Source organism: Stutzerimonas stutzeri SDM-LAC, from assembly GCF_000235745.1.
GTDB classification, from domain to species: domain Bacteria; phylum Pseudomonadota; class Gammaproteobacteria; order Pseudomonadales; family Pseudomonadaceae; genus Stutzerimonas; species Stutzerimonas stutzeri_H.
This window is the reverse complement of sequence record NZ_AGSX01000064.1, coordinates 14,767-41,327: the sequence shown is the minus strand read 5'-3', so window position 1 is coordinate 41,327 and position 26,561 is coordinate 14,767. Positions and strand designations below refer to the sequence as shown.

The following is a 26,561-nucleotide window of genomic DNA, read 5'->3' as shown; positions in this document are numbered from 1 at the left end:
TCGGACAGGCATGGATGCTTAGTCAGGCTCGGATTGCCGATTCGATCAGAACAATACGGTCTTACTCTTATGTCCAGTCGCCTCAAATTCAGCCACAAGATATTGTTGGCCGCCTCGCTCGTAGTAATCGCTACGTTCGCGTTGTTTACCCTCTATAACGACTATCTGCAGCGAAATGCCATTCGCGACAACCTGCAGAGCTACCTCGACGAAATGGGTAAATCGACAGCTCTCAACATCGAGAGCTGGCTGTCCGGACGCTTGGTGCTGATGGAAAGCGTTGCTCAGAGTATCGCTCGTGACAGCTCGGGCGGCGTGGTCAGGTCGCTGGTCGAACAACCGGCCTACAGTTCCACTTTTACCTTCACCTATCTGGGGCGCTCGGATGGCGAGTTCATCGTTCATCCGCAGCTGGAGTTGCCTGCAGACTTCGATCCTCGCCAACGGCCTTGGTACAAGGACGCGGTGGGTGCCGGAAGCACAACCCTGACCGAGCCCTATGTCGATACCGGCACTAATGAACTGGTCATTACTGCCGCAACGCCGGCCAAGCGCGGTAGCGAGACTCTTGGTGTCGTCGGTGGTGACCTGAGTCTGCGAGTGTTGGTGGATGCCATCAATGCGCTGGATTTCGATGGCATGGGCTATGCCTTCCTGATCAATGGCGACGGCAAGATTCTTGTTCATCCTGACAAAACCAAGGTGATGAAAACCTTGGGCGATCTCTATCCGCAGAATCCCCCGGCACTGACCAGCAAGTACAGCGAAGCCGAGCTCGACGGCCAGACGCGGATCGTCAGCTTCACTCCGGTAGCCGGCCTGCCGTCGGTCAAGTGGTACGTCGGAATCTCGGTTGACAAGGAAAAGGCCTACGCGGCTCTGAGCAGCTTCCGTACCACCGCGTTCTTGGCCACGATTATCGCCGTGGTGTTCATTATGCTGCTGCTGGGCATGTTGATTCGCGTGCTGATGCGCCCGCTGACTGACATGGGTCAGGCGATGGAAAACATCGCTGCAGGCGAGGGGGATCTCACGCGCCGGCTGAAGGTCGAGTCGAACGATGAGTTCGGCGTGCTGGCCATGGCCTTCAACCGCTTCGTCGAGCGCATCCACGGGTCGATTCGAGACGTGGCGTCGGCAACCGAGCAGGTCAACGAAGTCGCACACCGTGTGCTGACGGCCTCCAACTCATCCATGCTCAACTCGGATGAACAGGCCAGCCGCACCAACAGCGTGGCGGCGGCGATCAATGAGCTTGGCGCCGCCGCGCAGGAGATTGCGCGCAACGCCGCAGACGCCTCGCAGCAGGCCAGCGGTGCCAGCCATCAGGCCGAAGACGGGCGCAAGGTCGTCGAGCAGAACATCCAGGCAATGAAGCAGTTGTCGAATAACATCAGCGCCTCCTGTGCGCAGATCGAAGAGTTGAATGCACAGACCGTCGGGATCGGCCAGATTCTCGACGTGATCAAGGGCATCTCCGAGCAGACCAATCTGCTGGCGCTGAATGCGGCGATCGAAGCGGCCCGTGCCGGTGAAGCGGGGCGTGGGTTTGCGGTGGTAGCCGACGAGGTGCGCAGCCTGGCGCATCGCACCCAGAGCTCGGCGCAGGAGATCCACGGGATGATCGAGAAGCTTCAAGTCGGCGCGCGTGATTCGGTCAGTACCATGACCGAAAGCCAGCGCCAGAGCGAATCGAGCGTCGGTATCGCCAACCAGGCCGGTGAGCGCCTGGGCAGTGTGACCCAGAGCATCGGCGAGATCGACGCGATGAACCAATCGGTGGCGACCGCCACCGAGGAGCAGACGTCGGTGATCGAGTCGCTGAACATGGATATTACCGAGATCAACACGTTGAACCAGGAGGGCGTCGAGAACTTGCAGTCCACCTTGCGCGCCTGTGGCGACCTGGAGCAGCAGGCGGCGCGGTTGAAGCAGTTGGTGGGGAGTTTTCGGATCTGATCCGGGGTTGATGAAAAGGGCGCTTCGGCGCCCTTTTTCATTTTGCCGAATTGGCGTCGTATTCAGGCGCTTTCGTCTGGGCGTTGGGGCGGCGAGTTCTTGGTCGCGAAGCTTTTTGCGCTTTGTGTTCGCTGAGTGACCCTTTTGGCGAGTTGGCTGAAGCATTGGTTTCGCCCTGCTGGGCGACTCACTTTTTTCAGTCGCCAAAAAAGTAAGCAAAAACGCTTGCCCCTGCATCCGGGTCTCGCTGCGCTCGACTTCCCACATTCCATCGCTGCTCCGAGGGTCGCCGCGCAAGGGCCATCCATGGCTCTTCACGGCTCTCGCGGCATCCATGCCGCTCGCCCCTCTACGCAGCGATTCCATTCGGCCTCCTGAAAGGGGCGATTCGGTGGTGTCTGTTGGGCCGTGCAATGACGCCTTTGTAGATGTCTTCTGTAGGGGGGTAACGCGACGCTTACCCACCTATTTTTGAGTGCAACGTTCAAGACCAGTCGCTACGCCGTCGGGGCTCGGGACCGAGTCGTCTGGGCGTTTGAACAGCAACGAAGCGCCTTCGTCACTTAAGGGCGAACAGTCTCGTAGGATGGGTGCAACCCATCGAACTCTTGCGATGGGCTTCGCCCATCCTACGCCTGGGCACCTTGCTCCTCTGCTGACGAACCAACTCACAGACGCCGCCGAACGCCCCTTTCAGGAGGCTGAGCGCAGGTGGCGTGGAGGGGGTTGAGCGGCATGGATGCCGCGAGAGTCGCGATGGGCCAGGGATGGCCTTCGCGGCGTGCCCCCGGAGCGACACCTGAGTGAAGGAACCCCGGCGAAGCCGGGGCCGGATGCAGGGGCAAGTGTTTTTGCTTACTTTTTTGGCAATTGAAAAAAGTGAGTCGCCCAGCAGGGCGAAACCAATGCCTCGGCCAACTCCGTAATAGGCCGCATGCACAAGCTAAAAAATCTTCGCGAGCAAGGACTCGACGTCTCCCTCGCTCCTACGAAAAAAGCAATGAGGCATCAGGCTTCACGGCTTTGGCCGCCGCCAAAGCCAATTGACCGATTCCCCCCTCCCACGGTCCAGATAAACCAAGGCCCCGCAAATCCAAGGGCCACCCGATCACAGGAGACCCCCATGAAAGTCCTCATCGTCCTTACATCCCACGACAAGCTCGGCGACACCGGCAAACCCACCGGCTTCTGGCTCGAAGAATTCGCCGCGCCGTACTACGTGTTTAAGGATGCCGGCGCCGAGATCGTCCTGGCGTCGCCCAAAGGCGGGCAGCCGCCGCTGGACCCGAAAAGTGATGCGCCGGATGCGCAGACCGAGATGACCAAACGCTTCAAGAGCGATGCCGAATCCCAGGCGTTGCTGGCCAATACCCGCAAGCTGGACGAGGTATCGGCGGCGGACTTCGATACGGTGTTCTACCCCGGGGGCCATGGCCCGCTGTGGGACCTGACCGGCAACGCGACGTCCATCGCGCTAATCGAAGCCTTCATCCAGGCGCGCAAGCCGGTGGCGGCGGTGTGCCACGCGCCGGCTGCGCTGGTGCAGGTGCGTGGCGTGGACGGCGAGTATCTGGTCAAAGGCAAGCGCGTCACCGGCTTTACCAACACCGAGGAGGAGGGGGTGCAGCTGACTGACGTGGTGCCGTTCCTGCTGGAAGACAAGCTCAAGGAGATCGGCGGCGACTACAGCAAGGGCCCGGACTGGTCGTCCTATGTGCGGGTCGATGGCCTGCTGGTGACCGGCCAGAACCCGGCCTCCTCGGAAGAGGCTGCCCGGGAGCTGCTTAAACTCGTGAAGGCCGGCTGAGCCTCGTTCAGCCCGGCAGTTCGCTCGGCCATGCCAGGGAATCGGCGTGGCTGCAGGTCTCGAACAGCGGTTTGCTGAACAGATAGCCCTGCATCAGGCCGATGCCCAAGTCGCGCAAGGCTTTGCATTCGTCCGATGTTTCCACGCCCTCGGCGATCACCTGGATGCCCAGTTCTGTGCAGATGCCCACCGTGCCGCGGACGATGGCCTGGCGCGAATGGCTTTGATCGATACCGCGGATCAGGTCCATGTCCAGCTTGATCAGATCGGGCTGGAAGTCGGCGAGCAGGTTGAGCCCGGCAAAGCCGGCGCCAAAGTCATCGATGGCGGTGAGAAAGCCGATGCGCTGGTATTCACGGAAAACCTCGGTCAGCCACTTGGCGTCGCTGATGCGCTCGCCTTCGACGGTTTCGAAGATGATCTGTTCGACCGGAAAACCATGGGCATGCGCGGCTTCCAGCGTCGAGCGGATACACAGCTCCGGACGGTAGATGGCGTTGGGCATGAAGTTGATCGACAACTTGCTTTGCATCTCGAGCTTGGCGGCGGTCTTGATCGCCTTGACCCGGCAAGCCTGGTCGAAGCGGAAGCGGTTGTCCTCGGTCACCTGCGCCAGCACGCTGGGCGCAGGTTCGCCGTTCACGCCTCGTACAAGGGCTTCGTGAGCGAAGATCTCACGCTTGGCGATGTCCACGATCGGTTGGTAGGCGTAGCTGAAGCGAAAGCCGAGACGCTCGCCACTCGCGCAGCTGGGGCACGCCCCGTGCTCGCTGGCTGAATGACAGGCGTATTGGTGCGGAGCAGGGTTACCGGCGGTGTTGCTATGAATCATGGGCGAGCTCGTTCGAAACCTATTGCTGAAGATAGCGGCTACCCTGGCTTTCGCTAGAGCCCGTTCGTCACCGGACCGGTCAGTCACACCGGAATAGATAGCAGGGCTATATGGTAGGCCAGAATCGACCCAGCATGATGGCCAAATGCTACGACATAAAAGCGGCGTCTGAGTTCCAGACCTTCAGAGAGGTGCTTGACGGGCGGGTGGATGGGGCGAGACGGGCGCGCTCGGTTGGCGGTTCGCTTGACGCGCGGGGAGGGCGTTGATGTTGAACCGAGCCGGAAAACGCGGAGGCCGGTCATGTCGGCCGGCCTCCGGGCTTCGAGCGAGTGGCGTGTGATCAGCCGGTGACGCGGGCGATGGCCGCCGCCAATTGGTCAAGCCGCGCCGCATCCAGCCCGGCGATGTTCGCCCGCCCGCTTTCGACCAGATACACCGCATCCTCTCGCCGCAGGCGCAGCACCTGCTCGGCGGTAAGGCCGGTGTAGGAGAACATCCCGCGTTGTTGCGCGATATGCGCAAAGCGCTCCGCCAACCCATAGGGCGCAAGCGCTTCCACCAGCCCCTGGCGCAAACCAGCGATGCGCTCGCGTTTGGCGGCGACTTCCTGTTGCCAGAGCTGACGCAGTTCGGGGTTGGCCAGAATCGTCGCGACCACCGCAGCACCGTGTGAGGGCGGTGTCGACCAGAGGTTGCGTGCCACCGAGGCAAACTGGCTGCGCACATCAATCAGCGACTCTCCGTCGGCGGTGACCGCGATCAACGCACCGGTGCGCTCACGATACAGGCCGAAGTTCTTTGAGCAGGAGCTGGTGATCAGTACTTCCGGCAAGGCAGCGACGAACAGGCGGACGGCCCAGGCGTCTTCATCCAGGCCGTCGCCGAAGCCCTGGTAGGCGAAGTCGAACAGCGGCAGCAGCTCGCGGCGGCGCACGATTTGCAGCACCTGGCGCCAGTCGTCACGGCTCAGGTCGTAGCCGGTGGGGTTGTGGCAGCAGGCGTGCAGCAGCACCACGTCACCGCTGGGGATCTGCTCCAGCGCGGCGAGCATGCCCGGCACGTCCAGGCGGTTCTGCGCGTCGACGTAGGGATAGTGCTTGACCTTCAAGCGCGCCGCAGCGAACAGGGTTTCATGGATCGGCCAGGTCGGGTCGCTGAGCCAGAGGCTGCGCCCCGGCAGGCATTTGGCGATGAAGTCGCCAGCCAGCCGCAGTGCGCCGGTGCCGCCGGGCGTCTGGGTGCAGCCGGCACGGTGCTCGACCAGCGCTGGCGAGTTTTCGCCCAGCACCAGTTGCAACAGCTGCTCACCGAACAACGGGTCGCCGTGGCCACCAATGTAGCTCTTGGTTTTTTCGCTCTCGATCAGGCGCTGCTCGGCCAGCTTCACGGCTTTGGGGATGGGCGTTATTCCAAGTGCGTCCTTGTAGACGCCGACGCCGAGGTCGAGCTTGGCCGGATTCGGATCGGCCCGGTACGCATCGAGCAGACCGAGAATCGGGTCGCCAGGCACCCGCGCCACGTCCGTGAAATGCTTCACTTGCGACCCTCGGCGTTCTTCGCGACCTCGTCGGTACGCGCGGACATGATGAAGTCGTTGCGGTGCAGGCCTTTGATCGAGTGGCTCCACCAGGTGACGGTGACCTTGCCCCACTCGGTGAGCAGGCCGGGGTGGTGACCTTCGGCTTCGGCGATCTCGCCAACGGCATTGGTAAAGGCCAGCGCATGCTTGAAGTTCTTGAACAGGAAGACCTTCTCCAGCTCCATGTGGCCGTCGCGGGTCTCGATGTTCCAGTCCGGGATCTGCTTGATCAGCTCGGCCAGTTCGTCATCGGACACCTTGGGTGCATCGGCGCGGCAGGCTTCGCAGTGGGCTTGGGTGAGGGCGGTCATGGTCGGGTCCTTTGTGGTGAGGTTGGTAAGAGTTAAGCAGCGTCGGGTGGGCAACGCCGCAGGTTGGTACGCGTATGGCGTTCGATAGGGCACGGTGCAGAGAGGCTTCATCGGGGTGAGCCTTCAGCATCATCCATCCTGCGAGCCACAACGCTTCGCGGCCGAGGCCGCTCCTACAGAGTGGATAAATGGGCAGATGTCGTGGGAGCGGTCTTGACCGCGAATCGGCCTGGTCGCCACGTCGGCGTGCCTCACGCGCGGTCATTTCGACAGTGATCACGCCGCTTTCGGCGGAAACTTCGGCTGATGCAGCCCGAGGTTCATGGCGCTGCGTACGTGGGCCATGATGTCTTCATGGGCCACGTCGAACAGCCGCTTGAGCTCCGGCAGGACGAAGTACACCGGCTGAAGGATGTCGATGCGATAGGGCGTGCGCATCGCCTCCACCACGTCGAACGCTTGGTGCTCGGGCTCGTCGGAGAGGCTGTAGAGCGTTTCTTTGGGCGAGGAGAGGATTCCGCCGCCGTAGATGCGCCGTCCGGCGGAGGTTTCCACCAGGCCGAATTCGATGGTCATCCAGTACAGCCGCGCCAGGTAGACGCGTTCTTCCTTGGTCGCCTTGAGGCCGAGCTGGCCGTAGGTGTGGGTAAATTCGGCGAACCAGGGGTTGGTCAGCAGCGGGCAGTGGCCGAAGATCTCGTGAAAAATGTCCGGCTCCTGCAGGTAATCCAGTTCTTGCGGCGTGCGGATAAAGGTGGCAACCGGGAAACGCTTGCTTGCCAGCAGCTCGAAAAAAGTCTGGAAGGGAATCAGCGCCGGCACACGGGCGACCTGCCAGCCGGTGGTCGCATCCAGCACGCGGTTGATTTCGCCCAGTTGGGGGATACGGTCGTGGGGCAGCGCGAGCTGTTCGATGCCATCCAGATATTCCTGGCAAGCGCGGCCGTCGAGCAGTTTCAGCTGGCGTTCGATCAGGGTTTGCCAAACCGCATGTTCAGTGTCCGGATAGTGGATGTGACCCTGCGCATCCGGTTCTCGGGCTACGTATTTAGTGGCTTTCATCTGACCTCCTGAGCGGGGCGGCCGCTTGAGTCTTTGTTGTTATGGGATGCCTCCATCTGATCGCGCTGCCAGCGCTGTGGCGAGTCCATTGGCGTTATGAAAAGCGTGAACATGAGCCGTGCTGTGTAACGAAATAATTACAGTTTGGCGTAGTCTTTGAGATATCGCCTTGCTTGCTGGTGTGTCTGTCAAATAATCTTGACGAAAATCAAAGGCGATCCGCAAAAAGTGGACGCCGCTCATAACAACAAGCCCAAAGGCACCCTTGCATGCGTATCAAGATTCACTGCCAGAACCGCGTTGGCATCCTCCGTGACATGCTCGAACTGCTGGTCGACTACGGCATAAACGTCGCCCGCGGCGAAGTGGGTGGCGAGCACGGCAATGCCGTCTACCTGCATTGCCCGAACCTGATGAACCTGCAACTGCAGGCGCTGCGGCCGAAGATCGAGGCGCTGCAGGGCGTGTTCGAGGTGCGCAAGGTCGGGTTGATGCCCAGCGAGCGACATTCACTGGAGCTCAATGCGCTGCTCGGCGCGCTGGAATTTCCCGTGCTGTCCATCGACATGGCCGGCGCCATCGTGGCGGCCAACCGCGCTGCGGCGCAGCTGCTCGGGGTGCGGGTGGACGAGGTGCCGGGGATGAGCCTGTCGCGCTACGCCGAAGACTTCGACCTGCCGGAGCTGGTGCGAGCGAACAAGGCGCGCATCAATGGCCTGCGCGTGACCATCAAGGGCGATGTGTTCCTCGCCGACATCGCCCCGCTGCAATCGGAGCACGATGACAGCGAGGCGCTGGCCGGTGCGGTGCTGACCTTGCATCGTGCCGACCGGGTGGGGGAGCGTATCTACAACGTGCGCAAGCAGGAGCTGCGCGGCTTCGACAGCATTTTCCAGAGCTCGAAGGTTATGGCTGCTGTGGTCCGTGAAGCGCGCCGCATGGCACCGCTGGATGCGCCGTTGCTGATCGAGGGCGAGACCGGCACCGGCAAGGAATTGCTGGCGCGCGCCTGTCATCTGTCCAGCCCGCGCGGGCAGTCGCCGTTCATGGCGCTGAACTGCGCTGGCCTGCCGGAATCCATGGCCGAAACCGAGCTGTTTGGCTACGGACCGGGTGCCTTCGAAGGCGCGCGCCCGGAGGGCAAACTGGGCCTGCTGGAGTTGACCGCAGGCGGCACGTTGTTTCTCGATGGCGTCGGTGAGATGAGCACGCGCTTACAGGCCAAGCTGGTGCGCTTCCTGCAGGATGGCTGCTTCCGCCGGGTGGGCAGTGACGAGGAGGTTTACCTGGATGTGCGGGTGATCTGCGCGACTCAGCTGGACCTGTCCGACCTCTGCGCCAAAGGCGAATTCCGCCAGGATCTCTATCACCGCCTTAACGTGCTGTCGCTGCATATTCCGCCACTTCGCGAGTGCCTGGACGGGTTGGAGCTATTGGCGCTGCACTTTCTCGATCAGGCCAGCCGGCAGATCGGTTGCGCCTTGCCGAGCCTGTCAGCGCAGACGCTGGAACGCCTGGCTGCCTACCACTGGCCGGGCAATGTGCGGCAGCTGGAGAACACCCTGTTCCAGGCGGTTTCGCTGTGCGAGGGCGGGGTCATCAAGCCCGAACACATCCGCCTGCCGGACTATGGCTCACCGCAGCCGTTGGGGGACTTCTCGCTGGACGGCGATCTGGAAAACATCGTCGGCCGCTTCGAAAAGGCGGTGCTGCAGGAGTTGTATCAACGCCATCCCAGCAGCCGGCTGCTGGGCAAACGCCTCGGCGTTTCGCACACCACCGTGGCCAACAAGCTGCGGGGATACGGAATTGTAAAGGACGGTTGAATTGCACGCGGCGCAGCAGGTAGCCGCTCAAGCGGCTGTCTAAGCTGCATAAAAGTCGAGCCGCTTTCTGTAGGAGCGAGCTTGCTGGCGATCAAAGGTGGTTGCGGCTGTGTCGCGGTTGACCGTCTGGGATCACGAGCAAGCTCGCTGCTACGAAGGGCCGCGAGCCGGTGCGTGCCTGGTTCAATTCACCGCCTGGGTCACCGCATCGATCAGGGCTTGCAGATCGATAGGCTTGCGTAGATGCAAGGTGAAGCCAGCGGCCTTGGCGTTTTCTACGTCGCGCAGGGTGCCGTAGCCGGTCAGGGCGATGCTGGGCGTGTCGGTGTTGGCGCCGCCGCTGCGGATCGCGGTCATCATCCTGTGGCCGTCGATCTCCGGCATACCGATGTCAGAGACGATGACGTCGAAGCGTGCCTGCTCGGCCTGCTCGATGCCCTTGGCGCCACTGTCGGCGGTGGTCACGTCCGCACCCTCGCTCTCTAGCAGCTCGCACATGGTTTCGAGGATATCCGGCGAATCGTCGACCAGCAGGATGCGGACCCCCGCCAGGCTGCCTATCTCACCGTCACGCTCCCGCTCGCTGAGCTCCAGTTCGGCTTGCAGATGCACGGGCAGCCAGACACTGAACCGCGCACCACGGCCAAGGCCTTCTGAAAACGCCTCGATGCGGCCGTTGTGGGCTTCGACCAACTGCTTGACCAGCGCCAGGCCGATGCCCAGACCGTGCTTGGAGCGTTGGGCATGTTGCATTTCCGCCTGGCCGAACATGTCGAAGACCTTGGGCAGAAAGTCTGCGGAAATGCCTTCGCCGCTGTCGATCACGTCCAGGCGCGCCTGGTCGCCATCGCGCTCCAGTTGCATGCAGATGCGCTCGCCGCCCTTGGTGAACTTCCAGGCATTGTTCAACAGGTTCCAGATGATCTGGTCGAGACGCGTCGGATCGGCGTGGATATAGATCGGCTGGTCCGGCTTGTAGGAGTCGAAGGTGACATTCTCGCCCTGGGCGAGTGGCGCAAATACCGCCTCGATCCCGCACAGCACCTCCTGGTAGTTCAGGGTCGAGAATTGCAGCTTGAGCTTGCCGGTGCGGATGCGCGACACGTCCATCAGATCGTCGATGATCCGCGACTGGCTGCGTACCGCGTTCTGGATCGACTGGGTCGCCTTGCGCAGGCTCGGGGAGTGCTTCGCCACCTGGGAGCGGGCCAGGAGATCGGTGTTGAGCTGAATCAGGTTGAGCGGGTGTTTGAGTTCGTGCGAGAGGACCGCGAAGAACTGATCCTTTTGAGAGTTGGCGGCCTGGATGCTTTCCAGTTCGCTCTGCTGATCGGTGCTTTGCTGTCGTTCTTCGGTGAGGTCGCGGGCGATCTTGGCGAAGCCAGTCACGGTTCCGTCGTTATCCACCAAAGCGTTGACCAGACCGCTGAAGAAGCATCGCGAGCCGTCCCGGCGCAGGTGCCAGCGTTCATCCGAAGCCTGTCCGTACTCCAGTGCACGCTTGCGCTCGGCCGCTGGAACGCCGGCGCTGCGGTCCGCTTCGGTGTAGATCATGTCGATGCACTGGCCGATTGCCTCCCGGCCTGTGTAGCCAAAGATGATCTCGGCGCCTCGATTCCATGTGGTGATGATGCCGTCGCAATCGAGCGTGATGATCCCGTAGCCCTTGGTGCTCTGCGCCAGCAGGCGCAGGTGCGCCTGCCCGGCCTCGAGCTGCGCTTCGGCGCGACGCCTGTCGGTGATGTCGATGAACGTCAGCACCGCGCCCTGGATACGGTCGTCCAGGGTTCGATAAGGCAGAAAACGCGCCAGATACCAGCGGTCACCGTCGCGGTTGCTTATCTCGCGCTCAACCAAATGCAGCTCGCCGAACGCCTCGGCAGCGTCCTGGTGCAGCTTGGGATAGTTGAGGCGATGGGTGATGTCGAGCAACGACCGGCCGGCGTCATTGTCAATGACGTTGAAGACGTCCCGTGCGCGCGGCGTGAACCACTTGATGCGCATCTTGCGGTCGACGAAAACCGTGGCGATGTCGGTCGAGGAGATCAGGTTCTGCAGGTCATCGTTGATCTTGCTGGTCTCGTCGACCTTGGTCTTGAGCTCGCAGTTGACCGTGGTCAGCTCTTCGTTGATCGACTGCAACTCTTCCTTGCTGGTCTCCAGCTCTTCGGTGGCCGAACGCAGCTGTTCATTTATAACTTGCAATTCTTCGTTGGAGGCGCGCAGCTCCTCGGTGGAAGTCTCGGACTGCTCCATGGTGACTTGCAGCTGTTCCTTGGTCTGCTGCAGCTCCGCTTCGAGCTGGGTCAGGACGCTGTCCTTGGTTTCCGGGGTGTCCGGGTGCTCTAGCGTGCGGTTCTCTACGCAGGCTTCGAGTTCGTCGAACAGCACCAGCATGTACTCGCTGCCAGCCTCGTTGTCGCGGAACGGCCGAACCACCATGTTCACGTAGAAGTTGCGGCCGTCACGTTCCAGCCGAACGCGTTGCGCCTCGACGCTTTTACCGGTGTGGGTGGCCTGGTACAGCGCGGTGCGCAGTTCGAGGCGCAGCTGTGGGTGGATCAGCGTGGTCAGGTTCAGCGAGGGTTCGCCGCCGACATAGCGCAGGAAGCTTCCCGCCATGTCGGACATGTGGACGATTTCGCCGTCGTGATTGACGATCACGCTGGGCGGCGCGTACTGCTCAAGGGCGCGCTGGTGCACGTCGGCAAAGGAAAACTTCTTGTTGCGCCGATAGGGCTCGTTAAGCGGCGGCCGCGGCGGCGTGGACAGCGCGAAACCCTGGAAGGAGCCCGTCGGTGCGCGGCGCAGGGCGGAGCCGACATCCTTGGCGCGGTAGATGTGGTTCTTCTTGTCTACCGGGGTGAAATACTGGCTGCAGGCATCGGCCGTTTCCGAGTTGCCGAGGAACAGGTAGCCGCCGGGGTTGAGCGCGAAATGAAACATACGCAGCACTTCGATCTGGATGTCCCGGTCCAGGTAGATCATCAGGTTGCGGCAGGAAATCATGTCCAGTCGCGAGAACGGCGGATCGCGCAGGATGTCGTGGCGGGCGAACAGGATTCGCTCGCGCAGCTCCTTCTGCATGCGGAAATGGTTCTGCTCCTTGATGAAATACTGCCGCAGCCGCGTCGGCGGCACATCGGTGATGATGGCTTCCGGGTAGATGCCGGCGCGGGCGGTTTCCAGGGCGCGCTCGTCGATGTCGGTGGCGAAAAGCTGCATCTGGATGCGCCCGCGCGCGCTGCTGCGTTCGGCCTGGTCGGCCAGCAACATGCCTAGCGAATAGGCTTCCTCACCGGTGGAACAGGCCGCCGACCAGACGCGCAGGGCGCTGTTGTCCGCTTCGAGCTTCTGTTCGAATAACGCCGGCAGCACGTCGCGCTCCAGGGCCTCGAACGCTTCGCGGTCCCGGAAAAAGTTGGTGACGCCGATCAGCAGGTCGGCCAGCAGTGCTGGGGTTTCTTCCGGGTGGCTTTGTAGGTGGCGGGCGTAGCTTGGCATGTCGCGCAGGGCGTTGACTTGCATGCGCCGCTCGATACGGCGCAACACCGTGGCTTGCTTGTAGTGACGGAAGTCGTGGCCGGTGCGCGCACGCAACGCCGCAAGAATCTCGCGCAACGCCAATTCGTTGGGCTTGGATTGCGTGTGTGCCTGCTCGTGTTCAACCTGACCGTCAGGCTTGTCGTTTTGCTCGATCTCACCCAATGGTGGCAGCGGATCCTTGCGGGTCAACAGCACTTGGAGATTCTGCGACAGCTCAACCAGCCGCTGCGGCATCTCCGCCACGGGCAGCACGATGTCGACCATGCCGGTCTCGATGGCGCTGGCCGGCATCGAATCGTACTCCGCATCTTCCGGCGCCTGCGCCAGGGTCACGCCGCCCTGTTCCTTGATGCGCGACAGGCCCACTGAGCCATCGGCGCCGGTTCCGGAAAGCACGATCCCCACCGCGTGGCTGTGATGCACGTCCGCCAGGGCGCGAAAGAACAGATCAATCGCGACCTGCGGGCCGCGCTCACGCTCCGGTTGCTGCAGGCGCAGGTAACCGTCGTTCATCGACAGGTCCAGCGCCGGCGGGATCACGTAAATATGGTTGCGTTCGATGGCTACCGGCTGGGTGACCTGCAGCACCGGCATCTGGGTGACGTTCTGAATGATCTTGTCGACATTGCTTTCGTGCTTGGGCGACAGGTGCATGATCACCACGAACGCCATGCCGCAATCGTTCGGCATGTGCTCGAACAGCGTAAGCAGCGCCTGAATCCCGCCCGCCGAGGCGCCGATGCCGACCACAGGAAACGTCAGTGTGCTTCGGGCCAAGGGGCTGTTTTGGGGCGCAGATGCTTCAGGGCTGATGCTCATCAATTCCTCAACGTCTACTCAGACGTTCCCGGTCGTCAAAGAGGGAGACAGCTACCAGGGCGAGGAAATTCATCCATCGAACGTGGCGCCGTCGAATGGATGATAAGGCTTTGTGATGGTGATTACTGCCGGCGGCGAACCAGAGTTCCCGTGCGGCTGGCGTCAGCACTCAATGATGTTCACGGCCAGCCCGCCCCGTGCGGTCTCCTTGTATTTGCTCTTCATGTCCGCACCTGTCTGGCGCATGGTGCGGATCACTTTATCCAGCGAAATGAAGTGGCTGCCATCACCGCGCAGAGCCATGCGCGCCGCATTGATGGCCTTCACCGAACCCATGGCGTTGCGCTCGATGCACGGCACCTGCACCAGCCCGCCAACCGGGTCGCAGGTCAGCCCGAGGTTGTGTTCCATGCCGATTTCAGCGGCGTTCTCCACCTGTCTCGCCGTCCCACCGAGGACTTCGCACAGCGCGCCGGCGCCCATCGAGCAGGCCACGCCGACCTCGCCCTGACAACCGACCTCCGCTCCGGAGATGGACGCGTTTTCCTTGTACAGGATGCCGATCGCCGCCGCGGTGAGCAGAAAGCGCACCACACCGTCTTCGTTGGCGCCACGGATGAAACGTGAGTAGTAATGCAGCAGGGCAGGGATGATTCCCGCTGCGCCATTGGTTGGCGCGGTTACCACCCGGCCGCCCGCGGCGTTCTCCTCGTTGACGGCCAATGCGTACAGGTTGACCCAGTCCAGCACGTTGAGCGAGTCGCTCAGATTGGCTTCCGGATGTCCGCTGAGTTGCCGGTAGAGTCCGGCAGCGCGGCGCTGGACCTTTAGCCCGCCGGGCATGATTCCTTCGGTATTGCACCCTGCCTTTACGCAATCCTGCATCACCTGCCAGATCTTCAGCAGACCCGCTCGTGTTTCAGCCTCCGGGCGCCAGGCGGCCTCGTTGGCCAGCATCAGCTGGCTGATCGATAGACCATGCGTGTCGCACAGTGCGAGCAGCTCGTTGGCGCTGTGAAAAGGGTAGGGCAGCGGCGTGGTGTCCTCAACGATGCGGTCATCGCCTGCAGCTTGCTCGTCGACGACGAAGCCGCCGCCTACCGAGTAGTACTCGCGACTGCGCAACTGCAGGCCGGCGGCATCGAGGGCGCGGAAAATCATGCCGTTGGGGTGGAAGGACAACGGCTTGCGGATGAATTGAAGGTCATTGCTGGTTTCGAATCGAATGAGTTTTTCGCCCAGCAGGCGCAGTTCGTGGGATTCGCGCATCGCCGCCATGCGCTGGGGGATGCCGTGGGTATCGACGTCCTCGGGCCGCTCGCCTTCGAGGCCCAGTAACACCGCCTTGTCACTGCCATGGCCCTTGCCGGTGGCGCCGAGCGAGCCGTACAGCTCGACCCTCAGATGTTCAGTGGTGGCAAGCAGGTCGTCACGCCTGAGCCCCTCGGCAAAACGCAACGCGGCGCGCATCGGCCCCACCGTATGGGAGCTGGAAGGGCCGATACCGATCTTGAACAGGTCGAACACGCTGAGTGACATGAATGGCTCCGAAGCGAACAGTCTTGTAGACAGCCTAGCTGTTTCACCATTGGCGGCGGCGGATAAGAATCGGCAACGCGGCGCGTCGGCAGCGCCCTGATCTGCAAACAGGCAAAACGATGTCGCTGCGCTTTGCGGCGAGGTGCGCGCACCGGCTTGTTGCGCACGCATAGCGTGCTATCGCCCAGCGCTGTCGGCCGCCGCGCTGCCTGTGCTATCCAGCCTTGAGCCACCCCAGGGGTTGGCTTCCAGGCTGTTGTGCACCGCCGTTGCCGCCTGCGCCGCCTGGCCGATGGCGACGCTCATCTGCTTCAGGCCAAGGGTCACATCGCCGATGGCATAGAGACCGCGCAGGGTGGTTTGCAGGTGGTCGTCCACTTGGATGCCGCCACACTCGTCACAGTCGATGCCCAGCTGCAACGCCAGGTCTGAGCGATATCGCGCGCCCAGGTTGGGATAAATGAAGTCGAAATGATGCCGGTCACCACCGCAGGTCAGCAGTTCGATGCCGGTTTCGCAGGGGTGCAGGGACTCGACTCGATCACTGATCACCCGAATACCATAGTGCTCGGCCAGTGCGATGGCCTGGTCGCAGGCATTGGGCTCGCCATGGACGACCACCGTGACCTGGTCACTGAAGGTGCGCAGAAACACCGCATGGCCAATGGCGCATTCCGCCTCGCCGTAGACCGCGACGTTGTCACCGTTGACCTCATAACCGTCGCATATCGCGCACAAGCGCACCTTGCCTTCGCCGATTGCCTGCTCGACATCGGGCATGTCCGGCAGGGTGTCTTCAATGCCGGTGGCCAGGATGATCCGGCGGGTCACGCAGTGCTTGTCGCTGTAGCGCACGCTGAAGCCATCGACATGGGGTTCGATATGTTCGACCCGACCATGCTCGAGTCGCGCGCCATAGCCCCTGGCCTGTTCCCGTAGGCGAGCCAGCAGATCATTGCCGCTGATCCCCGGCGGGAAACCTGGGTAGTTATGCGATCGCGGTATCCACGACGCGCGGCTGGAACCGGCGTCCACGACCATGCAGCTACGGCGAAAGCGTGCGAGATAGAGCGCTGCAGTCAATCCGCCCGGCCCGCCACCCACAATCAGGCAGTCGATTGGCGCGGGGTGTGGCGGCGGTGGGGTCGATTCGTCGTTCATGGCAGATCGCAGTGGCCAAGATGTTGCCAGTAGAAGTGAGGGGCGGTTCGAAAGTTCGCATATTCCGATGAGTGCAATGTTCTGTTTTGAGAGCTGGTTCGACGTTAAACCCTTGTGCTAGAGCCTCTGGTGGCGAAAAATGCGCCGCTTGGTGACTGGCTGGATTCAATCCGTACTGGCCGGTCACCGCCATTCCAATAAAGGCCAGCCTTCGATTCGTCGTGGTGCTCTGGTCACCCCGCTGTACGTCTTCAGGCGCGCCTTACCAGGCAGCACCTGAGCATATCGAACTGCAATACATCACTCGCACGGTGCTCACGAGGCGTCGCGTCGAGCTCATTTCCCGTGGGGGTCAAATTGTTCAGATCGTTTTTCGTTGCGCCTTGTGTGGCGCTGTACCTGTTGTTCGCACCGGTGGCGGCCAGCGCCGCGCAACCCATCGTGATCAAGTTTGCCCATGTCGCCGCGGACGACACGCCAAAGGGCAAGGGCGCCTTGCTGTTCCAGAAACTGGTTCGCGAGCGGCTCGCCGGTGCGGTGGAGGTCGAGGTGTATCCGAACTCGACGCTGGTTGGCGACGCCGATGAGATGCAGGCATTGCTGGATAACAAGGTGCAGATGCTGGCGCCGTCGCTGTCCAAGTTCACCGAGTACTCGCCGAAGCTGGAGGTCTTCGATCTGCCGTTCCTGTTCGACGACGACGAGGCGGCGGTGGCGCGCTTCCAGAAGCGCGAGATGAGTCGCGAGCTGCTGCGCTCGATGGCCGGCCGCGGGATCTACGGTCTGGCCTATTGGAATAACGGTCTCAAGCAGTTGTCGGCCAGCCAGCCATTGCGCAGTCCGACGGACGCGGCGGGTCTGGCGTTTCGCATTCAGCCGTCATCGGTACTCGAAGCGCAGTTCGCGGCAGTAGATGCCAAGGCCATCCGGCTACCCTTTTCCGACGTGGCGAAAGCCATGCAGAGCGGCACGGTGCAAGGCACCGAAGGCCCCTGGTCGAACATGCGTGGGCAGAACGCCGGGGTAAAGCAGAGCTATGTCACCGAAACCAACCATGGCGTGCTCAACTACATGCTGGTGACCAACTCCGCCTTCTGGACCAGCATTCCATTCGCGGTGCGTTCCGAGCTGGAAAACATCCTGCTCGAGGTGACCCAGACGGTGAATGCAGAGGCTGCTGCAATCAATCAGCGCGAGCGTGAACGCATCCTGGCCAGCGGCAGCAGTACGCTCGTTACGCTCACCGCCGAGCAGCGCCAGGCCTGGCGCACCAAGATGCAGCCGGTATGGAAATCCTTCGAGTCGCAGATCGGCGCCGACGTCATGCGTGCGGCGCTGACGGTCAACCGCCGCTAGTGCGGGCCTGTTCCGGCGCCGTATGGGCGCTGGTGCTTCAGCTGACTCCTGCCGAGCGCGCACTCACTGCGCGCTCAACCAATGTGTCGTTTTGAGAGCTGGTTGGACTTTCTGGCCTTGTGCCACGCCCGGTGATCGCGAAGACTTCCGCTCGGTTGGTAACGGCCCTAGCGCCCTGCTTTTCGCCAGCCGCATTCCAATAAAGGCCAGCCGCCGACCGCCGCAGTCGAGATGATCTGGCCAACTCGAGTTGAAGAAAGCGAACCGACCACGCCGCTGCGTGAGTCAGGCCTTATCGTTGTCGATTAACCACTCGAACGGTGCTCACAAGGCGTCGATTCGGGCTATTTCCGTTGGGGGTCAGATGTTCAAGTTTTGCGTTGCTGCGGTAGTTGCAGTCCTGTCTGGGTTGAGTGCGTCGGTCATGGCGGCCGAAGGCGAGCCGTTCGTCATCAAGTTCGCCCACGTGGTAGCGGACGACACGCCCAAGGGTAAAGGGGCATTGTTGTTCCAGAAACTGGTGCATGAGCGCTTGGGCGGCAAGGTAAAGGTTGAGGTCTACCCGAACTCGACACTGGTCGGTGATGCCGACGAGATGCAGGCGCTGCTGAACAACGAGGTGCAGATCCTCGCGCCTTCGCTGTCGAAGTTCGGCAAGTACACGAAGAAGCTGCAGGTCTTCGATCTGCCCTTCCTGTTCGATGACGACGCGGCCGTTCAGCGCTTCCAGAAGCGCGAAATGAGCCGTGAATTGCTACGCTCGATGGCCGACTCCGGCATCTATGGCCTGGCGTACTGGAACAACGGCCTTAAGCAACTTTCCGCTACTACGGCACTGCGTATGCCTGCAGATGCCGCCGGATTGGCGTTTCGCGTGCAACCCTCCTCGGTGCTTGAAGCACAGTTCAGCGCGGTAGGGGCAAAGCCGGTAGTGCTGCCCTTCGCCGAGGTATACAAGTCGTTGCAGGCGGGTGTGGTCCAGGGCGCGGAAAACCCTTGGTCGAACATTGCCAGCCAGAACATGCACAAGGTTCAGCCGTTCATCACCGAGAGCAACCACGGGGTGCTCAACTACATGCTGGTGACCAGCTCGAAGTTCTGGATGAGCATGCCCTTTGCTGTGCGCTCCGAGCTCGAGGGCATCATTCTCGAAGTGACCCAGGTGGTGAACCGGGAAGCCGCAGCGCTGAACCAGCGCGACCGCGACCGAATCCTCGCCAGCGGCAGCAGCAAGCTGATCGTGCTGACCGCCGAGCAGCGCCAAGCCTGGCGCGAAAAAATGATGCCGGTCTGGCAGTCCTACGAAAACGAGATCGGTGCCGACGTGATCCGCGCCGCACTAACGGTCAACCGCAAGCGCTGATCGTCACATTCGCTCGCCGGCATAGCAGGTCGGCGAGCTTGGCCTGTCGCGCCGCTCCAACTCCTCTTCCAGCCATTCGGCCAACACCTGCGCGTTGTTCTGCTGCTCGTCGCGCGCGGCGTAGACGAGCGTTAGCTGGCCGCTTGCCGCAATATCCAGCAGCGGCCACCAGTGCTCGGGATGGCCCGCCAGTTCCCGTCGGTAATCCTCTCGAAAACGCTCGAACGCCAGCTTGCCGGATTTGAACGCGCGGCGCAGTTCGTTGGAGGGCGCCAGCGCCTTGCACCAGTCATCGAGTGCCAGCGTTTCCTTGCGCTGGTTGCGAGGCCATAGACGATCGACCAGCACCCGATGGCCGTCATCGAGTGCTGGCGGCTCGTAGGCGCGTTTGCAGCGGATCATTGCAATGGTCTCCATGCTGAGAGGCGGTTTTAGTGCTGGGTTAAAAATACTCTTTGACGGGTATAAATGACCCGTATGTTCAGGGTGGAAAATACGCTTATGACTTTAACTCATTGAATATGAAGGCAATTAAAAGCGGCACGCTTTATGACTGTACACAGGTGACAACACAATACACAGCGGAGCATCGTATGAAGAATCTAGTCGCTTTGGTTACCTGCGCAACCCTGTTCGCCAGCTCGCTGGCCAGCGCCGATGAGGTGGTATCGGCACGTGAGGATCGCGTCGTCGGTGGCGGTTTCGGTGGGCTTAGCGGGCTTATGCTGGGAGCGGTTGCCGGCGGCCCTATCGGTGCGCTGATCGGTGGCGGTTTGGGTTACCTGGCCGGGCAGGAGGTGCAGGAAGCGGCCGGTCTGGAGCAAACCCTCTACGTGATCGAGAAAGACGATGGAAGCCGATCGCGACTGCGCACGTCGAACAACAGCCTGGTCGTCGGGCAGCAGGTGCAACGCTAAGGGTGACAACCTGCGAGCTGAATCGCTGAGCGCTGTTCTGCGGCGCTTGTGGCTTTGCTAGGCTGGGCGGCACCACAACCGAAGGAGCCGTGATGAGCTATTCCCTGTTGCATGTCATCCATCTGCTGGCGGCGATCTTCTTTATCGGCACATTGTTCGTCGAGGTCGCGGTGCTCAGCCGCGTGCGCCAGCAAATCGAGCCGGAACTGATGCAAAGGGTCGACAAGGCGGTCGGCGCGCGCTTGCGGGTGGTGCTGCACTGGGTCGTACTGTTCGTCTACGGCGCGGGTATCGGGCTGGCCTGGTATCACCGCCAGGCATTGGCCGACCCATTCGCCAGCAGCTTTGCGACCTTGCTGTCACTGAAGATTCTGCTGGCGGTCGGGGTCTTTTTCACCTTTGGTATGGTCGCCATGCTGCTGCGCAGCGGGCGCATGACGCCGACCCGCTATCGGCGCATCCACTGGGCGATCTTCGCGCAGATGGTGGGCATCGTGTTGCTGGCCAAGGGGATGTTCTATCTGCGCTGGTAAGGGCAGCGCTAGTGCATTGGCGCCTTGCGGGCGATGACCTCGGTCAACCCCGTCGCGCTATCAGCCGCCGTGATTGGCGACTGATTCAGCTGCTTTAGACTTGTTCTTTTTCTGCCTTACCGCGCCTATGGTGAGTGCATTCCCGACCCGTCTGACCTTCGAGGTGTCCGATGCATTTCGCCTATAGCCCACGTGTCGAAGCGCTGCGTCAGCAGCTTCTCGCGTTCATGGATCAGTACATCGTGCCGCGTATCGGCGCCTGGCATATGGAGGTTGCGGCCGGGGTCTATCCGGTTTCGTTCATGGAGGATCTCAAGGCGCTGGCGCGTTCGGAAGGGCTGTGGAACCTGTTCCTGCCCTCGCTCGGCGAGGATGAGCCGGGCATGGGGCTGAGCAATCTGGAGTACGCGCCGCTTGCCGAGATCATGGGGCGCGTGCACTGGGCGTCGGAGGTGTTCAACTGCAATGCGCCGGATACCGGGAACATGGAGCTGCTGCACATGTTCGCCACGCCGGAGCAGCGCCAGCGCTGGTTGAATCCCTTGCTTGACGGCGAGATCCGCTCGGCCTTCGCCATGACCGAACCGGACGTGCCGTCCTCCGATGCCACCAATATCCAGACGCTGATCCGGCGCGATGGCGACGATTACGTGATCAACGGGCGCAAGTGGTTTATCACCAACGCCTCGCACCCCAACTGCAAGCTGCTGATCGTCATGGGCAAGACCGACCCGGCTGCAGAGACCCACCAGCAGCAGAGCATGATTCTGGTGCCGTTCGACACGCCCGGTGTCGAGCTGGTACGCAATATTCCGGTGATGAATCACCTGGCACCGGAAGGCCACAGCGAGCTGGTTCTGCGTAATGTGCGGGTGCCGGCAGGCAATTTGCTGGGTAAGGAAGGCGAGGGCTTCATGATGGCCCAGGCCCGCCTTGGGCCGGGGCGAATCCACCACTGCATGCGCTCGATCGGCATGGCCGAGCTGGCGCTGGAACTGATGGTCGAGCGCTGCCAGGAGCGCAAGGCGTTCGGCAAATACCTGCAGCAGTATTCGAATGTTGGCGACTGGATTGCCGAGTCCCGCATCGAAATCGAACAGGCGCGGCTGCTGGTGCTGAAGACCGCCTGGATGATCGACGAGGTCGGTGCCAAGGCGGCGCGCAAGGAGATCTCCATGATCAAGGCGCTGGTGCCCCGAATGCTGACCAACGTCGCTGATCGCGCCATGCAGGTCTACGGCGCAATGGGCCTGACGCCCGATACGCCGCTGGCAGACATGTGGACCGGCGGGCGGGCCCTGCGCTTCGCCGATGGCCCCGACCAGGTGCATCTGCGCAGCATCGCCCGGATGGAAATCAAGGCCAGCGAAGCCAATCGTGGCGCAACGGCCGCCTACCTGACGCCGCCTGGGCGCAATGCCTAGAGGGGTCGTCGATTTCTGAAACCGCCGGGGCCTATTTTGTGGACCAGTGCAGTGCGATCCACGCTACGCCCCAGCGCACCGAAATGTATCAAGACCGAAGCGTGTGTGGGCCGCCAGAGTCGGCCGGCGCGGCACGCCGCAGGGTTCATACCGCGGGTAAATCGACCAGCGGCACATTTGGCGCTTCGGTCTGTTCTAGACTTTGCGGCACCTGTATTAACCCGATGGCGGTCGTCCGATTGTTGTCGCAGCCAACCATCGGATTGACGTGGCTCAATGCAATCAGCCTTACCGGATCGATCTTGATAAACGTCAAGTGACGCGGTGGTCGCGCGCGCCTACTATCGGCCCATATTCGCAGCATTAGGTAGGTAGCTTATGAAGTCCGTTCTCTCTCTCGCAGCTGGCACTAGAGGCGCATGGGGGCTCGGCTTCGCCCTGCTGATGGCGCTGATGTTCAGCACGTTCGCTCATGCCAAGGAATACGACGTCGAGCAACAGCGCATCGAACAGTTCTTCCCGGACGCCAGCGTTTCGGCTGCCGAAGGCGAGTACCAGGTCCGCACGATCACCCAAGGCGACGAAGTACTGGGCTACGCCTTCCAGTCCATCAATGTGGTGGATATTCCGGCTTACTCCGGCAAGCCGATCAACATGCAGGTGCTGCTCGACCCGCAGGGCGTGATCGTCGATGCGTACGTACTCGAGCACCATGAGCCGATCCTGCTCATCGGTATCCCTGAAGAAGAGTTGCACGCGTTCAACGCCAAGTACCGCGGCATCAAGGTCGATCAACGGGTCGTGGTCGGCCGGTCCAAGGACAAGAATGCGGTCACCATCGATGCGGTCACCGGTGCCACCGTTACGGTCATGGTGGTCAATGAAATCGTCATGCGCGCAGCCCACGACGTTGCCGTGTCGCTCGGGCTGGTGGAAGAGAAGGCCGGTGCGACGCAAAAGCCGGCCACCGTTCGCGAGGATTTCTACGAGCCCGCGACCTGGAGCGAGCTGACCGGCAACGGCGCGATCCGTCGCCTCCACCTGACCAAGGGCGACATCGATCAGGCGTTCAAAGGCACCGAAGCCGAAGGTGTCGACGAGGCCGCGCCGGAGGAGGTCGACGAGACCTTCATCGATCTCTACGCCACTCACCTGAACCCGCCAACCATCGGCCGGGCGCTGCTCGGCGATACACACTTCGCCGATCTGATGAAGGAGCTCAAGCCGGGCGAGCACGCCGTCGCGGTCATGGGCAGTGGCGAGTACTCGTTCAAGGGCTCGGGCTATGTGCGCGGTGGCATCTTCGATCGGGTGCAGCTGCGCCAGTTCGGCAACGTGATCAGCTTCCGCGACATGGACTTCCAGCGGCTCGACGACGTATACGCCGAAGGCATGCCGGATTTCAGCGAAATGGCGGTGTTCATTATTCGTGAGCACGCCGCGTTCGACCCTGGTTCACCCTGGACCCTGGAACTGTTGGTGCGCCGCCAGACCGGCCCGGTCAGCGGCATGTTCACCAGCTTCGAATTGCCTTATCAGATGCCTGAGCAATACATCGAGCGACCGCAACCGACCGCTGACGAGCTGGCCGCCATCGAGGAAGCCAACCGGCCGATGTGGGTGAACATCTGGTATCAGCAGAGCTTTCAGATTGGCGTGATCCTGGCTGCGCTGCTTCTGCTGACTGTCATTCTGTTCATGCAGGACAAGCTCACCCAGCACCCCAACTTCCTGAAAAAGCTGCGCCACGGCTACCTGATTTTCACCGTCGTGTTCATTGGCTGGTATGCCTTGGGGCAACTGTCGGTGGTCAACGTGCTGACCTTCGTGCATGCGCTGGTGCAGGACTTCCGTTGGGAGCTGTTCCTGACCGATCCGGTGATCTTCATCCTCTGGACCTTTACCGCGGCGAGCGTCCTGCTCTGGGGACGCGGCGTGTTCTGCGGCTGGCTGTGCCCGTTCGGTGCCTTGCAGGAGCTGATCAACGAGGCCGCGCGCAAACTCAAGATTCGTCAGTTCGATGTGCCTTTCGCGGTCCACGAACGGCTCTGGGCGATCAAGTACATCGTCCTGCTGGTGCTGTTCGGCATTTCCCTCGAGTCGATGATGATGGCCGAGAAGGCCGCCGAGGTTGAGCCCTTCAAGACCGCCATCACCCTCAGGTTCGATCGCCAATGGTGGTTCGTTGCCTACGCCGTGGTGCTGCTGGTCATCAATATCTTCACCCGCAAGGTGTACTGCCGTTACGTCTGCCCGCTGGGCGCGGGCCTGGCGATCACTGGCCGCTTCCGCCTGTTCGACTGGCTCAAGCGGCGCAAGGAGTGCGGCAACCCGTGTCAGGTTTGCGCCAACGAATGCGAAGTCCAGGCGATTCACCCGGACGGACACATCAATCACAACGAGTGCCACTACTGCCTCGATTGCCAGATGACTTATCACAACGACAACAAGTGCCCGCCGCTGATCGTGAAGAACAAGCGCAGTAAACGCGGCAAGAAAGCCCCGTCTGGCCCAACGCTGATCCCTGTAGTGCAAGTGGTAGACCCGCAGAGCGCCTGATCACGAGCGCTCACAATCGATCGTTTGACCTGTCTGTACACGCTAAGGAGCAATACCCCCATGAGCGACAAGAGCAAGAACCTCCCCGAAACGCTGGAAAAGAACGGATTAAGCCGTCGCGGCTTCCTGGGCGCCAGTGCCCTGACCGGCGCCGCCGTTGCAGCAACCGCCTTCGGCGGTGCGGTAATGAGCCGCGAAACCTGGGCCGCAGCGGTCAAGGACGCGCAGCAGAAGATTCACATCGCACCGGGCGAACTGGATGACTACTACGGCTTCTGGAGCGGTGGTCACCAGGGCGAAGTGCGCGTGGTAGGCGTGCCATCGATGCGCGAGCTGATGCGTATCCCGGTGTTCAACGTCGACTCCGCCACAGGCTGGGGGCTGACCAACGAAAGCAAGCACATCATGGGCGAGAGCGCCAAGTTCCTGAACGGCGACTGCCACCATCCGCACATCTCGATGACCGATGGCAAGTACGACGGCAAGTACCTGTTCATCAACGACAAGGCCAACAGCCGCGTCGCGCGTATCCGTCTGGACATCATGAAGTGCGACAAGATGCTCACCGTGCCGAACGTCCAGGCCATTCACGGCCTGCGCTTGCAGAAGGTGCCGCACACCAAGTACGTGTTCGCCAACGCCGAATTCGTCATCCCGCATCCAAACGACGGCAGCTCGTACGATCTGCAGGCTGAGAACGCCTACACGATGTTCAACGTCATCGATGCCGAGACTATGGAGATGGCTTTCCAGGTCATCGTCGATGGCAACCTGGACAACACCGACGCCGACTACACCGGCAAGTACGCCGCCTCCACCTGCTACAACTCGGAGAAGGCCTACGACCTGGGCGGCATGATGCGCAACGAGCGCGACTGGGTGGTGGTCTACAACATCCCGCGCATCGAAGCGGCCGTCAAAGCCGGCAAGTTCAGCACGATCGGCGATTCCAAGGTTCCAGTGATCGACGGCCGTGCCGGCTCCGAATTCACGCGTTACATCCCGGTGCCGAAGAACCCGCACGGCTGCAACACCTCGTCCGATGGCAAGTATTTCATCGCCGCCGGCAAGCTGTCGCCTACCGTCACCATGATCGAAATCGCCAAGCTCGACGATCTGTTCGACGGCAAGCTGAAGGACCCGCGCGATGTTGTCGCTGGCGAGCCCGAACTTGGCCTCGGCCCGCTGCACACCACCTTTGACGGTCGTGGCAACGCCTACACCACGCTGTTTATCGACAGCCAGGTGGTGAAGTGGAACATGGCCGACGCGGTGCGCGCCTACAAGGGCGAGAAGGTCAACTACATCAGGCAGAAGCTCGACGTGCAGTACCAGCCGGGCCACATCCACGCCTCGTTGACCGAAACCAGCGAAGCCGATGGCAAGTGGCTGGTGGCGCTGTGCAAATTCTCCAAGGACCGCTTCCTGCCGACCGGCCCGCTACACCCGGAGAACGACCAGCTGATCGATATTTCTGGCGAAGAAATGAAGCTGGTGCATGACGGCCCGACTTATGCCGAACCGCACGACTGCATCCTGGCTCGCCGTGACCAGATCAAGCCGAAGAAAATCTGGGACCGTAACGATCCGTTCTTCGCGCCGACCGTTGAGATGGCGAAGAAAGACGGCGTCAAGCTGGAGACCGACAACAAGGTCATCCGCGATGGCAAGAAGGTGCGGGTGTACATGACCTCCATGGCACCGACCTATGGCATGACCGAGTTCACCGTCAAGCAGGGCGATGAGGTCACCGTGACCATCACCAACATCGACCAGATCGAGGACGTGTCCCACGGTTTCGTCATGACCAACCACGGCGCGAGCATGGAAATCAGCCCGCAGCAGACCTCTTCCATTACCTTTACGGCCGACAAGCCCGGCCTGCATTGGTACTACTGCAGCTGGTTCTGCCACGCGCTGCACATGGAAATGGTCGGCCGTATGCTGGTCGAGCCGGCGTAACCG

General features: G+C 61.6%; 18 protein-coding genes. 10 read left to right on the top strand and 8 right to left on the bottom strand.

Annotated elements, in window-relative coordinates; all coding sequences use genetic code 11:
• Window positions 1-69: 69 nt before the first annotated feature.
• Together PSTU_RS0107560 and PSTU_RS0107555 are read left to right on the top strand one after the other, a co-directional pair.
• On the top strand, window positions 70-1,959 hold the full coding sequence (locus tag PSTU_RS0107560; protein WP_019340436.1) for a methyl-accepting chemotaxis protein: 1,890 nt from the start codon (window positions 70-72) through the stop codon (window positions 1,957-1,959).
• 1,123 nt (window positions 1,960-3,082) lie between these two features.
• Window positions 3,083-3,766 (top strand): type 1 glutamine amidotransferase domain-containing protein, encoded by a 684-nt coding sequence (locus PSTU_RS0107555; RefSeq protein ID WP_019340435.1) that lies wholly within the window; start codon window positions 3,083-3,085, stop codon window positions 3,764-3,766.
• A gap of 7 nt (window positions 3,767-3,773) precedes the next feature.
• Here PSTU_RS0107555 and PSTU_RS0107550 read toward each other — a convergent pair whose 3' ends face one another.
• From PSTU_RS0107550 to phhA, 4 genes are all read right to left on the bottom strand, one after another.
• Window positions 3,774-4,598 carry an EAL domain-containing protein gene (locus PSTU_RS0107550; protein WP_019340434.1) on the bottom strand — a complete coding sequence of 275 codons (825 nt, stop codon included), beginning with the start codon at window positions 4,596-4,598 and terminating at the stop codon, window positions 3,774-3,776.
• 343 nt (window positions 4,599-4,941) lie between these two features.
• Entirely contained in the window at window positions 4,942-6,138 is a 1,197-nt protein-coding gene (locus tag PSTU_RS0107545; RefSeq protein ID WP_019340433.1) for an amino acid aminotransferase, read from the bottom strand.
• Entirely contained in the window at window positions 6,135-6,491 is a 357-nt protein-coding gene (locus PSTU_RS0107540) for a 4a-hydroxytetrahydrobiopterin dehydratase (protein ID WP_019340432.1), read from the bottom strand. Before PSTU_RS0107540 ends, PSTU_RS0107545 begins: the two co-directional genes overlap by 4 nt.
• A gap of 276 nt (window positions 6,492-6,767) precedes the next feature.
• Window positions 6,768-7,553 carry a phenylalanine 4-monooxygenase gene (gene phhA, locus PSTU_RS0107535; protein ID WP_019340431.1) on the bottom strand — a complete coding sequence of 262 codons (786 nt, stop codon included), beginning with the start codon at window positions 7,551-7,553 and terminating at the stop codon, window positions 6,768-6,770.
• A gap of 269 nt (window positions 7,554-7,822) precedes the next feature.
• On the opposite strand from phhA, the gene PSTU_RS0107530 reads away from it, so the two are divergent.
• On the top strand, window positions 7,823-9,379 hold the full coding sequence (locus tag PSTU_RS0107530) for a sigma-54-dependent phenylalanine hydroxylase transcriptional regulator PhhR (protein ID WP_019340430.1): 1,557 nt from the start codon (window positions 7,823-7,825) through the stop codon (window positions 9,377-9,379).
• A 183-nt stretch (window positions 9,380-9,562) separates the two neighbouring features.
• Here PSTU_RS0107530 and PSTU_RS0107525 read toward each other — a convergent pair whose 3' ends face one another.
• The 3 genes from PSTU_RS0107525 to PSTU_RS0107515 form a co-directional block, all read right to left on the bottom strand.
• Entirely contained in the window at window positions 9,563-13,744 is a 4,182-nt protein-coding gene (locus PSTU_RS0107525; RefSeq protein WP_019340429.1) for a CheR family methyltransferase, read from the bottom strand.
• 162 nt (window positions 13,745-13,906) lie between these two features.
• Window positions 13,907-15,283, bottom strand: a complete 1,377-nt coding sequence (locus tag PSTU_RS0107520; RefSeq protein WP_019340428.1) for an L-serine ammonia-lyase — start codon at window positions 15,281-15,283, stop codon at window positions 13,907-13,909.
• 177 nt (window positions 15,284-15,460) lie between these two features.
• Window positions 15,461-16,444 carry an NAD(P)/FAD-dependent oxidoreductase gene (locus PSTU_RS0107515; protein WP_019340427.1) on the bottom strand — a complete coding sequence of 328 codons (984 nt, stop codon included), beginning with the start codon at window positions 16,442-16,444 and terminating at the stop codon, window positions 15,461-15,463.
• Between the two features lie 357 nt (window positions 16,445-16,801).
• On the opposite strand from PSTU_RS0107515, the gene PSTU_RS0107510 reads away from it, so the two are divergent.
• Window positions 16,802-17,800, top strand: a complete 999-nt coding sequence (locus tag PSTU_RS0107510) for a TRAP transporter substrate-binding protein (protein ID WP_029404666.1) — start codon at window positions 16,802-16,804, stop codon at window positions 17,798-17,800.
• Window positions 17,801-18,164: 364 nt separating this feature from the next.
• Window positions 18,165-19,163 (top strand): TRAP transporter substrate-binding protein, encoded by a 999-nt coding sequence (locus PSTU_RS0107505; RefSeq protein WP_051127869.1) that lies wholly within the window; start codon window positions 18,165-18,167, stop codon window positions 19,161-19,163.
• Between the two features lie 3 nt (window positions 19,164-19,166).
• Here PSTU_RS0107505 and PSTU_RS0107500 read toward each other — a convergent pair whose 3' ends face one another.
• On the bottom strand, window positions 19,167-19,565 hold the full coding sequence (locus tag PSTU_RS0107500; RefSeq protein WP_019340424.1) for a DUF488 domain-containing protein: 399 nt from the start codon (window positions 19,563-19,565) through the stop codon (window positions 19,167-19,169).
• A 191-nt stretch (window positions 19,566-19,756) separates the two neighbouring features.
• On the opposite strand from PSTU_RS0107500, the gene PSTU_RS0107495 reads away from it, so the two are divergent.
• The 5 genes from PSTU_RS0107495 (at window position 19,757) to nosZ (ending at window position 26,558) form a co-directional block, all read left to right on the top strand.
• Window positions 19,757-20,080, top strand: coding sequence for a hypothetical protein (locus PSTU_RS0107495; protein WP_019340423.1), 324 nt, complete (start codon window positions 19,757-19,759; stop codon window positions 20,078-20,080).
• 92 nt (window positions 20,081-20,172) lie between these two features.
• A complete protein-coding gene (locus tag PSTU_RS0107490; RefSeq protein WP_019340422.1) occupies window positions 20,173-20,613 on the top strand; it encodes a CopD family copper resistance protein in 441 nt (146 codons plus the stop codon).
• A gap of 170 nt (window positions 20,614-20,783) precedes the next feature.
• Window positions 20,784-22,037 carry an acyl-CoA dehydrogenase family protein gene (locus PSTU_RS0107485; protein WP_019340421.1) on the top strand — a complete coding sequence of 418 codons (1,254 nt, stop codon included), beginning with the start codon at window positions 20,784-20,786 and terminating at the stop codon, window positions 22,035-22,037.
• A 378-nt stretch (window positions 22,038-22,415) separates the two neighbouring features.
• On the top strand, window positions 22,416-24,596 hold the full coding sequence (gene nosR, locus PSTU_RS0107480; protein WP_019340420.1) for a transcriptional regulator NosR: 2,181 nt from the start codon (window positions 22,416-22,418) through the stop codon (window positions 24,594-24,596).
• 60 nt (window positions 24,597-24,656) lie between these two features.
• A complete protein-coding gene (gene nosZ, locus PSTU_RS0107475) occupies window positions 24,657-26,558 on the top strand; it encodes a TAT-dependent nitrous-oxide reductase (protein ID WP_019340419.1) in 1,902 nt (633 codons plus the stop codon).
• Window positions 26,559-26,561 lie beyond the last annotated feature (3 nt).

Bases quoted from the DNA above. Each gene is read 5' to 3' on its own strand.
- PSTU_RS0107560 (WP_019340436.1), top strand. From the start codon at position 70: ATGTCCAGTCGCCTCAAATTCAGCCACAAGATATTGTTGGCCGCCTCG.
- PSTU_RS0107555 (WP_019340435.1), top strand. From the start codon at position 3,083: ATGAAAGTCCTCATCGTCCTTACATCCCACGACAAGCTCGGCGACACC.
- PSTU_RS0107550 (WP_019340434.1), bottom strand. From the start codon at position 4,598: ATGATTCATAGCAACACCGCCGGTAACCCTGCTCCGCACCAATACGCC.
- PSTU_RS0107540 (WP_019340432.1), bottom strand. From the start codon at position 6,491: ATGACCGCCCTCACCCAAGCCCACTGCGAAGCCTGCCGCGCCGATGCA.
- phhA (WP_019340431.1), bottom strand. From the start codon at position 7,553: ATGAAAGCCACTAAATACGTAGCCCGAGAACCGGATGCGCAGGGTCAC.
- PSTU_RS0107530 (WP_019340430.1), top strand. From the start codon at position 7,823: ATGCGTATCAAGATTCACTGCCAGAACCGCGTTGGCATCCTCCGTGAC.
- PSTU_RS0107525 (WP_019340429.1), bottom strand. From the start codon at position 13,744: ATGAGCATCAGCCCTGAAGCATCTGCGCCCCAAAACAGCCCCTTGGCC.
- PSTU_RS0107520 (WP_019340428.1), bottom strand. From the start codon at position 15,283: ATGTCACTCAGCGTGTTCGACCTGTTCAAGATCGGTATCGGCCCTTCC.
- PSTU_RS0107515 (WP_019340427.1), bottom strand. From the start codon at position 16,444: ATGAACGACGAATCGACCCCACCGCCGCCACACCCCGCGCCAATCGAC.
- PSTU_RS0107505 (WP_051127869.1), top strand. From the start codon at position 18,165: ATGTTCAAGTTTTGCGTTGCTGCGGTAGTTGCAGTCCTGTCTGGGTTG.
- PSTU_RS0107500 (WP_019340424.1), bottom strand. From the start codon at position 19,565: ATGATCCGCTGCAAACGCGCCTACGAGCCGCCAGCACTCGATGACGGC.
- PSTU_RS0107495 (WP_019340423.1), top strand. From the start codon at position 19,757: ATGAAGAATCTAGTCGCTTTGGTTACCTGCGCAACCCTGTTCGCCAGC.
- PSTU_RS0107490 (WP_019340422.1), top strand. From the start codon at position 20,173: ATGAGCTATTCCCTGTTGCATGTCATCCATCTGCTGGCGGCGATCTTC.
- PSTU_RS0107485 (WP_019340421.1), top strand. From the start codon at position 20,784: ATGCATTTCGCCTATAGCCCACGTGTCGAAGCGCTGCGTCAGCAGCTT.
- nosR (WP_019340420.1), top strand. From the start codon at position 22,416: ATGAAGTCCGTTCTCTCTCTCGCAGCTGGCACTAGAGGCGCATGGGGG.
- nosZ (WP_019340419.1), top strand. From the start codon at position 24,657: ATGAGCGACAAGAGCAAGAACCTCCCCGAAACGCTGGAAAAGAACGGA.